The sequence below is a fragment of the Acidimicrobiales bacterium genome (assembly GCA_035533595.1).
Classification (GTDB): domain Bacteria; phylum Actinomycetota; class Acidimicrobiia; order Acidimicrobiales; family Bog-793; genus DATLTN01.
This window is the reverse complement of sequence record DATLTN010000031.1, coordinates 105181-114961: the sequence shown is the minus strand read 5'-3', so window position 1 is coordinate 114961 and position 9781 is coordinate 105181. Positions and strand designations below refer to the sequence as shown.

Here is a 9781-nt window from a genome sequence, read left to right as displayed (position 1 = left end):
TCATCCCTCACGCGGCGTTGCTGCGTCAGGCTTTCGCCCATTGCGCAAGATTCCCCACTGCTGCCTCCCGTAGGAGTCTGGGCCGTGTCTCAGTCCCAGTGTGGCTGATCGTCCTCTCAGACCAGCTACCCGTCGTTGCCTTGGTAGGCCGTTACCCCACCAACAAGCTGATAGGCCGCGAGCCCCTCCCGAAGCGGAATCCATTTCCTCACCTCCCCATGCGAGGTGGTGGGGACATCCGGTATTAGCAGCGGTTTCCCACTGTTATCCCGGTCTTCGGGGCAGGTTGCTCACGTGTTACGCACCCGTTCGCCACTAGATCTTCATCGGTGTTACCACCGAATGGATCTCGTTCGACTTGCATGTATTAAGCACGCCGCCAGCGTTCGTCCTGAGCCAGGATCAAACTCTCCATCGAGACCTCACGGTCGCCTTGCGGCTCCCGCTTTGATCTGGAGAGTCGGCCACGGGCTCTCGCCCATGACCAACTGGCACAAGAACGGTTTCGTTGTCCGTTCTCAGTGCATTGACTTCTAGTTGGCGCAGAGTACGAAGCTCTGCCCAACCGTGTGCGGCCCGATCGTCCGAAGACGCCGAGCCGCCCGCACTGGCTTTTGGCTGTTCCTATTCCGTTCTCAAGGAGCGACGGGGACACGCTTCCTAAAGGAAGGCGGTGTCGAGACGCTCTCAGGCTCGATCTGAAAACCAGATCATGAGCCCTCAATTGCTTCACAGAGCGGCATCACCGCACCTGTCCGCGTCGCCCGGGTGGCCCTATCAGCCTCCCGAGCGGCTTGTTACCTTACCACCGTCTCCGCAGCTGTCAAACCGCTGTTCGGACGGGGCCGCGAGACGTTCTGATCGCCCGTCACCGCGTAGCGCCACAGTAGCGCACCATCGGCCCCCGCCTTCGCGGAGAGACCGACACGGGTTCCCCTGAGCGGCGCTGCCGGCGGCGCAAAACCGTCGCTGACCAGGGTGATCCCGTGGTCGCCGGTGACGAGGTCGGCACCGTCATCTGCACGGACGATGCCGAACGCCTGACAGAGGCGGGCCGGGCCGGAGCAGAGGTCGACGTCGCGCCGGGCTGCGGGGCGCAACGCCCGCATCTCCTCGAGGCCCTCGAGGGGGGCGAGCGCCCGCAGCAGCACCGCGCTCGCGACGCCCGCCTCACGGCAGACGACGTTGGCGCAGAAGTGCATCCCGTAGGTGAAGTACACGTAGAGGTGTCCCGGCGGACCGAACATCGTGGCGTTGCGGGGCGTCTTCCCCCGGTAGGCGTGGCTCGCCGCGTCGGAGGCGCCGGCGTAGGCCTCGACCTCGACGATGCGCGCCACGCGACGGCCGCGCACGAGGAGGAGGTTGAGGAGCTTCGGAGCGACGGTGGTCGAATCGCCCTCGAAGAAGGAGAGGTCGAGCGTGAGAGGGTCGCTCACCGGGTGAGCGAGGTGGCCCGTGCGGCGTCCTGTTCGATGCGCCCGCGGAACTGGCCGAGCTGGGTCGCGACGGCCTCGACTCCCCCTCCGCCCGGTGAGACCCTGCGCGTGAGTGCGGAGCCGGTCCGAAAGAGGGCAGCCGCTTCGGGGCCGAGGCGCTCGTCCGCCGCGACGAGCTCGGGAAGGGGCACCCCCTCGTCGAGCGAGCGCCAGACGAGCTCGGCGACCACCCCGTGCGCTTCACGGAAGGGCAGCCCGCGCTGCACGAGCCATTCGGCGAGGTCGATCGCGACGAGCGCCGGGGAGTCGGCGGCGGCGAGCATCGCCTCGGTGACGAATTCGATCGAAGAGATGAGCCCCGCCATCGCCGGCAGCGCCAGTGTGACCTGGTCCACCGCATCGAACAGCGGCTCCTTGTCCTCCTGGAGATCGCGGTTGTAGGCGAGCGGCAGCCCCTTCATCGTGGCGAGGAAGCCGGCGAGGTGGCCGATCAGCCGCCCCGCCTTGCCGCGGGCGAGCTCGGCGATGTCCGGGTTCTTCTTCTGGGGCAGCATCGAGCTCCCCGTCGACCAGGCGTCGGCGAGGCGGTAGAAGCCGAACTCCTCGCTCGCGAAGATGACGACCTCCTCACCCATCCGGGAGAGGTGCACGCCGAGGAGCGCGAGGTCAAAGAGCGCCTCGGCGGCGAAGTCGCGGTCCGACACGGCGTCGAGGGAGTTCTCGAAGGGGCCCGTGAAGCCGAGCTCGGCGGCAACACCTGCGGGGTCGAGCGGGAAGGTCGAACCCGCGAGCGCACCGGCGCCGAGCGGCGAGGTCCCGAGCCGCCGGTGCGAGTCGACGAGGCGGTCGAGGTCGCGGCTCAGCGCCCAGCCGTGCGCGAGCAACTGGTGGGCGAGGAGGACGGGCTGGGCGCGCTGAAGGTGGGTGTAGCCGGGGAGGTAGGTCGTGCCCGCCTCCTCGGCGCGCGCCAGCAGTGCCCGCTCGAGCGCGACGACGCCCTCGGCCACCTCCGCGAGGGCGCCGCGCACGTAGAGGCGGGTCGCCGTGGCCACCTGGTCGTTGCGGCTCCTCCCGGTGTGCACCTTGGCCCCCGTCGGGCCGCAGAGCTCACCGAGGCGCCGCTCGAGGGCGCTGTGGACGTCTTCGTCCTGCTCCTGGAAGGCGAACTCGCCGCGCGCGAGCTCACCGTCGATCGCGTCGAGGCCCGCGGAGAGCGCCTCGACCTCCTCCTCGCTGAGCACCCCGGCACGGCCGAGACCGCGCACGTGCGCGAGCGAGCCGCGCACGTCGTGACGTGCGAGCCGGCGGTCGAAGCCGAGGCTCGCCGTATAGGCCATCATCGGCTCGGCCGGCGCGTCGCGCATGCGACCCGCCCAGAGCGTCATCGCGTCGGTCCGCCCGCTCCCTCACCGTCGACCCCCTGGCGCCGCGCCCAGGTCGCGAGGCCGAGGCCGAAGATCCGGGTGAAGCCCTCCGCGTCGGCGTGGCGGAAGGTGTCTGCCGCGTCGTAGGTGGCGAGGCCGTAGTCGTAGAGGCCCACCGGGCTGCGGCGGCCGGTGACCTCGTGACCGCCACCAGGGGTGAAGCGGATCCGCACCTCTCCGCTGACGTGGCGCTGGGTGCTCGCGACGAAGGCGGAGAGCGCCTCGCGAAGCGGCGAGAACCAGAGACCGTCGTAGACGAGCTCGGCGAAGCGCGGCTCGAGGCAGAACTTCTCGTGCGCGACGTCCCGCTCGAGGGTGAGCCCCTCGAGGTCCTGGTGGGCGAGGATGAGTGCGAGCGCGGCGGGCGCCTCGTAGACCTCACGGCTCTTGATCCCGACCCGGCGGTTCTCGACGATGTCGATCCGGCCGTAGCCGCGGGCACCGACGGTCGCGCCGAGCTCGTCGATCAGCGCGACGAGGCCGAGCTGCTTGCCGTCGAGACTCACCGGGACGCCGGCCTCGAAGCCGATCGTCACCTCGACCGGCTCAGAGGCCTTCTCGACGGTGAGCGCGAAGACGTCACTGGGCGGCGGGTTCCAGGGGTCCTCGATCACCCCGCACTCGATCGCCCGGCCCCAGAGGTTCTCGTCGATCGAGTAGATCCGCTCCTTGGTCGCGGTGATCGGGACGCCCTCGCGCGCCGCGTAGTCGATCGTCTCCTCGCGGGTCATCCCCCACTCCCGCACCGGGGCCACGATGCCGAGATCGGGAGCGAGCGAGCGCGTGCCGACCTCGAAGCGCACCTGGTCGTTGCCCTTGCCGGTGCAGCCGTGCGCCACCGCGGTCGCGCCGTGGCGGCGCGCCTCGGCCACGAGGTGGCGGACGATCACCGGGCGAGAGAGGGAGGAGACGAGCGGGTAGCGCCCCTCGTAGAGGGCGTTCGCCTGCAGCGAGGGGAGGACGAAGTCACTCGCCAGCTCGTCCTTCGCGTCGATCACCACCGCCTCGATGGCGCCGGCGGCGAGGGCGCGCGAGCGGATCTGCTCGAAGTCGGCCTCCCCCTGGCCGACGTCGACGGCGACCGCGATGACCTCGTAGTCCCGCTCGGCGCGCAGCCAGTGCACCGCCACCGAGGTGTCGAGTCCCCCTGAGTACGCGAGCACCACCCGTTCTGCCACCGTTCCTCCGTTTCTGTCGTTCGATCTGTGCGTGCGGTTTCCGGACCTGCGACTTCGGCTAGCGCCCGGCAAGCTCCCCGATGCGCTCGGCGAGGGCGGCGCCACCGACCTCCTCGCTCGCGACGGCGAGGATCGTGTCGTCACCCGCGACCGTACCGAGCATCCCGTCGAGCGGCGTGCGGTCGAGCGCCGAAGCGACGACGTGCGCGGAACCGGGCGGCGTGCGCAGCACCACCAGGTTCGCCGACACCGCGAGGTCGACGACCCATTCACCGAGCACGCGGCGGAGGTGATCGAGCGGCGCGACCTGGTCCTTCGGCAGCTCGGCGATCGCATAGACCTGGCGTTCGACACCGGGCATGCGCACCTTCACCGCGCCGAGCTCCTCGAGGTCGCGCGAGACCGTCGCCTGCGTCGCCGGTACTCCCGCCTCGGCGAGCAGCTCGACGAGCTGCGGCTGGCTCGTCACCGCGTGCTCCGCGAGCAGCTGCGCGAGGAGGTGCTGCCGCCGGTTCTTCGGGACACGGCTCACCGCCCCGTCCCGGTGAGGAAGGCGAGCAGGCCGCGGATCGAGTGCATGCGGTTCTCGGCCTGCAGGAAGACCCGGCTGCGCGGGCCGTCGATGACCTCGGCGGCGATCTCCTCGCCGCGGTGCGCCGGCAGGCAGTGCAGGACGATCGCCTCGGGGGAGGCGAGCGAGAGGAGCGCCTCGGAGATCGTGTAGCCGGAGAAGGCCCGCCGTTTGGCCGCGGCCTCGGCCTCCTCCCCCATCGAGACCCAGACGTCGGTGTAGAGGACGTCGGCGTCGCGCGCCGCCTGCTCGGGACTGTCGCAGACGACGAGCTCGCCGCCGAGAGCGGCCGTCGTCGTGAGGTCCTCCGGCTCGGGCGCGTAGCCGGCGGGCGAGGCGACCTTCAGCGTCGCGCCGACGCGCGCGAGGGCGAAGGCGAGGGAGCGGCAGACGTTGTTCGCGTCGCCGATGTAGGCGACGACGCGGCCCGGGAGCTCGCCGAGGCACTGCTCGATCGTGAGCAGGTCGGCGAGCGCCTGGGTGGGGTGCTCGCGGTCCGAGAGGAGGTTCACGACCGGGACCGGGGAGTGCTCCGCCCCGAGGGCCGCCACCATCCGCTCGAGCGTGCGGTGCTTCGCGACGCGCGCGCCGATCACCGCGTAGAAGCGCGCGAGCACGAGGGCGATGTCCTCGACCGACTCGCGGACGTCGAAGCCCACCTCCTCGCCGCGAATCGTCACCGGGTGGCCGCCGAGCTGCACGACGGCCATCTCCGAGGCGTTTCGGGTTCGCGCCGAGGGGTGCTCGAAGAGGAGGGCCGCGCCCTTGCCGGTGAGGGACTGGGGCAGCTCCGGGCGCGAGGAGAGCGCGAGGATCTCGCGCACCTCGGCGCCGTCGAGGTCGGCCATCGAGAGCAGGTGGCGGGTCACTGCACGGCCCCGAGCGCCCGGCCGATCGCCGCGCCGAGCAACGCCGCCGCCTCATCGCACTCCGCAGCGCTCACGACGAGCGGCGGCGCGAGGCGCACCACGCCGGGCGCCGGCGCGTTCACGACGAGGCCGTGCTCGAGGCAGTCGGCGACGATCGCCCCGGCGTCGAGGCCCTCGGTGAGCACGACGCCGAGAAGCAGTCCCGCGCCCCGCACCCCCGCCACGCCGGGCGCGCCGTTGAAGGCCGCCTCCAGCTGCGCGCCCCGCTCGCGGGCGAGGGCGGGGACGTCGAGGGCCTGCATCGTCTGCAGGGTGGCGCGCGCCGCCGACATCGCGAGCGGTTGGCCGCCGAAGGTGGTGCCGTGGTCGCCGGGGGCGAAGGCGGCGGCGACCTCCGCACGCGCCCAGCAGGCGCCGACCGGCATCCCGTTGCCGAGGGCCTTGGCCATCGTCACGATGTCGGGGAGGATCCCCTCCTCCTGGAAGGCGAACCAGCGCCCCGTGCGGCCAAGGCCGGTCTGGATCTCGTCGAGGATGAGGAGGATGCCGAGCTCGTCGCAGAGCTCGCGGGCCGCGGTGAGGTAGCCCTTCGGCGCGGGGATCACCCCGCCCTCACCCTCGATCGCCTCGAGGAGGATGCCGCCGACCACGCCCGGGTCGGCCGCCGAGCGCAGCGCCTCGAGGTCGCCAAAGGCGACGTGGCGGAAGCCCTCGGGGAGGGGCGCGAAGGGCTCGTGCTTGGCGGGCTGGCCGGTCGCGTGCAGCGTCGCCAGGGTCCGCCCGTGGAAGGAGCCGTAGGCGGAGACGACCTGGTGGCGGCCACGGCCGCCGAAGCGCCGCGAGAGCTTGATCGCGCACTCGTTGGCCTCGGCGCCCGAGTTGCAGAAGAAGACCTGGCCGCCGGCGGGGCTGCCGTCGCCGATCAGCTCGTCGAGGAGCGTCGCGACCTCCTCGTTGAGGCCGGTCTCGAACAGGTTGGAGACGTGCAGCAGCGTCCCCGCCTGGGCGGCGATCGCGTCGCGCACCGCGGGGTGGGAGTGGCCGAGCGAGGTCACGGCGATCCCGGAGAGGAAGTCGAGGAAGACCCTCCCCCGGTCGTCGGTGAGACGACAGCCCGCGCCCGAGACGAAGCGCACGGGGGCGGGGCGGTAGGTCGGCATCAGCATGCTCGTCATCTCGCCACCACCATTGTCCCCACCCCTTCCTCGGTGAACAGCTCGACCAACAGCGCGTGCGCGACCCGGCCGTCGAGGATGTGCGCGCTCGCGACCCCGTTGCGCACCGCCTGCGCGCAGGCCGCGGCCTTCGGGATCATCCCCTCGTTCACCGAGCCGTCGGCGATCAGCCCGGCGAGCTCGGCCGCGCCGAGGCGGCCGATCACGCTCGCGGCGTCGCCACGATCGCGCCGGATCCCGGTGACGTCGGTGAGAAAGACGAGCTTCTCCGAGCCGAGCGCCTCGGCGACCGCGCCCGCGACGGTGTCGGCGTTGATGTTGTAGGCCTGGCCAGAGGCATCGCTCCCGATCGTGGCGATCACCGGCACGAGCCCGTCCGCGAGCAGGCGCAGCGGGAAGGCGGGGTCCACCGCGACGACGTCGCCGACGAAGCCGAGGGCCGCGTCGTGCGCCTCGGCGGTGATGAAGCCGGCGTCCTCACCGGTGAGGCCGACGGCGAGCGGCCCGTGGACGTTGATCGCCCCGACGATGTCGCGGTTCACCTTGCCGACGAGCACCATGCGGACGATCTCGAGGGTCTCGGCGTCGGTGACCCGCAGCCCGTCGACGAAGCGCGGCGTCATCCCGAGTCGCCCCATCAGCTCGCCGATCTGCGGCCCGCCGCCGTGCACGACGACGGGGAGCATGCCGACCGAGCGCATCAGCACGACGTCCTCGGCGAAGCTCGCGAGCGCCGCCTCGCCGCCCTCGGTGCCGGCGAGCGCGTTGCCGCCGTACTTCACGACGACGACCTTGCCGGAAAAGCGGCGCATGTAGGGGATCGCCTCGGTGAGCACCGCGGCGGAGAGCTCGTGGGGGACGGCCATCACGAGGTGCGCATGTTCTCGTCGATGTAGCCGTGGCCGAGGTCGGTGGTGAGCACCGTCGCGGAGAAGTCCCCGAGGTGCAGGTCACAGCGGAGCTCGATACGCCCGCCGGCCATGTGCGCAGCGACCGCCTGGCGGTCGTGCTCGATCCCGACGCCGCCCGAGCAGACCTCGATGCCGCCGTAGGAGACCGAGACGCGGTCGAGATCGAAGGCCGACCCCGAGGCGCCGAGCTCAGAGACGACGCGCCCCCAGTAGGGGTCGGCGCCGTAGAGCGAGGTCTTCACGAGCAGGCTGAGGGCGACCCTGCGCCCTGCGGCGCGCGCGTCGGCGTCGCTCGCCGCGCCGCGCACCTCGATCGCCGCCACCTTCGTCGTCCCCTCGGCGTCCTCGGCGAGCTGGCCGGCGAGGTCGGCGCAGGCCTCGGCGAGCGCACCGGCGAGCTCCTTGTCGGTGACGGCGCGGCCAGCACCGCTCGCGAGCACGATCACGGTGTCGTTGGTCGAGGTGCAGCCGTCGACGACGAGCTCGTTGAACGAGTCGCGCACGCCGAGCCGCAGCGCCGCGTCGAGGGCCTCGGGCGTGGCCGCGGCGTCCGTCGTAAGGACGCAGAGCATCGTCGCCATGTGTGGGGCGATCATCCCCGCCCCCTTCACCATCCCGCCGACGGAGAAGCCCTCGCGCTCGACGAGCACCGTCTTCGCGTGGGTGTCGGTGGTGAGGATCGCCGTGGCGGCCCGCCCGCCCTCCTCGGCTCCCCCGCCGAGCCCCGCGACGGCGGCGGGGAGCGCGCCGAGCAGCCGGTCGATCGCGAGGGGGATGCCGATCAGCCCCGTCGAGCAGACGAGGATCTCCGCGGGGCGGCAGCCGAGCTCGGTGGCGAGCGTCGCGCAGGTCGCCTCGGCGGCCTGCACCCCGGCAGCGCCGGTGGCCGCGTTCGCGCAGCCGCTGTTCAGCACCACGGCGCGCACCCGCCCGCCGCTCGTCGCGAGGTGGGCGCGACTCACGAGCACGGGCGCCGCGGCGGCGCCGTTGGTCGTGAAGACCGCGGCCGCGGCGACCGCGCCGCCCGCGGCGGCGACGACCGCGAGGTCGAGGTCGCCGGAGGCCTTGATGCCCGCCGCGACGCCGTTCGCGAGGAAGCCCGCGGGCGCGGTGACGCTCACGGCATCACAGCGACGCGCGGCAGGCCGAGCGTCTCCTCGAGGCCGAGGGCGACGTTCGCCGCCTGCAGGGCCTGGCCGGAGCCGCCCTTGGTGAGGTTGTCGAGCGCCGAGAGCACGAGCACGGTGCCGGTCCGCTCGTCGAAGCGGGCGGTGATGCGCACGGTGTTCGCGCCGTAGGTGTGGCGGGTGGCGGGCACCTCCCCGCCCACCTGCACGAAGGGCTCGCCCTCGTAGGCGGCGGCGAGCGTCTCGAGGAGCGACGCGGTCGAGCAGGGACTGGTCGGCCGTGCGTAACAGGTGGCGAGGATCCCCCTCGTCATCGGCGCGAGGTGCGGCGTGAACAGCACCTGGGCGCCGATCGTCTGTTCGATCTCGGGCGTGTGGCGGTGGTCGAGCAGCCCGTAGGCGGTGAAGCTCTCGTTCACCGTCGCATGGTGCGTCGATTCCCGGAGCTCGCGCCCCGCCCCGGAGGTCCCGCTCGCGGCGTCGACGATGATGCCGCTCGGCTCGATCACGCCGCCCTTCACGAGCGGCGCGAGGGCGAGCGAGGCGGCGGTCACGTAGCAGCCCGGCGAGGCGATGAGCCGCGCCCCGGGGAGCTCGGCGCGCGTCAGCTCGGGGAGGCCGTAGACGGCGCGGGCGAGCAGGTCGGGGCGGCTGTGGGTGAAGCGGTACCAGCGCTCGTAGAGCGCAGGGTCCTTCAGCCGGAAGTCCGCCCCGAGGTCGACGACGAGGCCCACCTTGTCGACGAGCGCTCCCACGACCTCCTGGGAGCGCCCCGACGGCACCGCGACGAAGACGACGTCACAGCCGAGCGCGGCGTCGAGGTCGGTCGGCCCGAGCACGAGGTCGCCGTAGGGCACCTCGAGGCCGGGATAGATGGAGGCCACCGTGCTGCCGGCGCTCGACGCCGCCTGCGCGAGCGCCACCTCGAGCTCCGGATGGCCCGCGAGCAGCCGCAGCAGCTCCGCACCGAGATAGCCCGACCCGCCGACCACCGCCGCCTTCATGGCATAAGCATACGATAAATCGGATGGCTATGCAGACAGTCCCTCCGCACCGCACCAGCGGGAGGCGGGGCCCCCGCTCGGCACCG

At 72.1% G+C, this 9781-nt stretch carries 9 protein-coding genes and 1 rRNA gene; all 10 read right to left on the bottom strand.

Annotation, left to right across the window (positions count from 1 at the left end; all coding sequences use genetic code 11):
• A 16S ribosomal RNA gene (locus VNF07_06500) occupies window positions 1-418 on the bottom strand; the annotation flags it as partial.
• Window positions 419-797: 379 nt separating this feature from the next.
• Window positions 798-1436 (bottom strand): DNA-3-methyladenine glycosylase, encoded by a 639-nt coding sequence (locus VNF07_06495; protein ID HVB05878.1) that lies wholly within the window; start codon window positions 1434-1436, stop codon window positions 798-800.
• Complete coding sequence (gene argH / locus VNF07_06490; protein HVB05877.1) at window positions 1433-2821, bottom strand: argininosuccinate lyase; 1389 nt, start codon at window positions 2819-2821, stop codon at window positions 1433-1435. Before argH ends, VNF07_06495 begins: the two co-directional genes overlap by 4 nt.
• Window positions 2818-4038, bottom strand: a complete 1221-nt coding sequence (locus tag VNF07_06485) for an argininosuccinate synthase (protein HVB05876.1) — start codon at window positions 4036-4038, stop codon at window positions 2818-2820. Before VNF07_06485 ends, argH begins: the two co-directional genes overlap by 4 nt.
• 58 nt (window positions 4039-4096) lie before the next feature.
• A complete protein-coding gene (argR, locus tag VNF07_06480; GenBank protein HVB05875.1) occupies window positions 4097-4570 on the bottom strand; it encodes an arginine repressor in 474 nt (157 codons plus the stop codon).
• Window positions 4567-5478 carry an ornithine carbamoyltransferase gene (gene argF, locus VNF07_06475; protein ID HVB05874.1) on the bottom strand — a complete coding sequence of 304 codons (912 nt, stop codon included), beginning with the start codon at window positions 5476-5478 and terminating at the stop codon, window positions 4567-4569. The genes argR and argF overlap by 4 nt, the downstream gene beginning before the upstream one ends.
• On the bottom strand, window positions 5475-6653 hold the full coding sequence (locus VNF07_06470; GenBank protein ID HVB05873.1) for an acetylornithine transaminase: 1179 nt from the start codon (window positions 6651-6653) through the stop codon (window positions 5475-5477). Before VNF07_06470 ends, argF begins: the two co-directional genes overlap by 4 nt.
• Complete coding sequence (argB, locus tag VNF07_06465) at window positions 6650-7519, bottom strand: acetylglutamate kinase (protein ID HVB05872.1); 870 nt, start codon at window positions 7517-7519, stop codon at window positions 6650-6652. The genes VNF07_06470 and argB overlap by 4 nt, the downstream gene beginning before the upstream one ends.
• Window positions 7519-8685: a bifunctional glutamate N-acetyltransferase/amino-acid acetyltransferase ArgJ gene (argJ, locus tag VNF07_06460; GenBank protein HVB05871.1), complete on the bottom strand. Its 1167-nt coding sequence runs from the start codon at window positions 8683-8685 to the stop codon at window positions 7519-7521. Before argJ ends, argB begins: the two co-directional genes overlap by 1 nt.
• Window positions 8682-9695: an N-acetyl-gamma-glutamyl-phosphate reductase gene (argC, locus tag VNF07_06455; GenBank protein ID HVB05870.1), complete on the bottom strand. Its 1014-nt coding sequence runs from the start codon at window positions 9693-9695 to the stop codon at window positions 8682-8684. Before argC ends, argJ begins: the two co-directional genes overlap by 4 nt.
• Window positions 9696-9781: the final 86 nt, after the last annotated feature.

What these genes read in the sequence shown, in the direction of transcription:
- argC (HVB05870.1), bottom strand. Translation starts at nt 9,695, where the DNA reads ATGAAGGCGGCGGTGGTCGGCGGGTCGGGCTATCTCGGTGCGGAGCTG.
- argH (HVB05877.1), bottom strand. Translation starts at nt 2,821, where the DNA reads ATGACGCTCTGGGCGGGTCGCATGCGCGACGCGCCGGCCGAGCCGATG.
- VNF07_06470 (HVB05873.1), bottom strand. Translation starts at nt 6,653, where the DNA reads ATGACGAGCATGCTGATGCCGACCTACCGCCCCGCCCCCGTGCGCTTC.
- argB (HVB05872.1), bottom strand. Translation starts at nt 7,519, where the DNA reads ATGGCCGTCCCCCACGAGCTCTCCGCCGCGGTGCTCACCGAGGCGATC.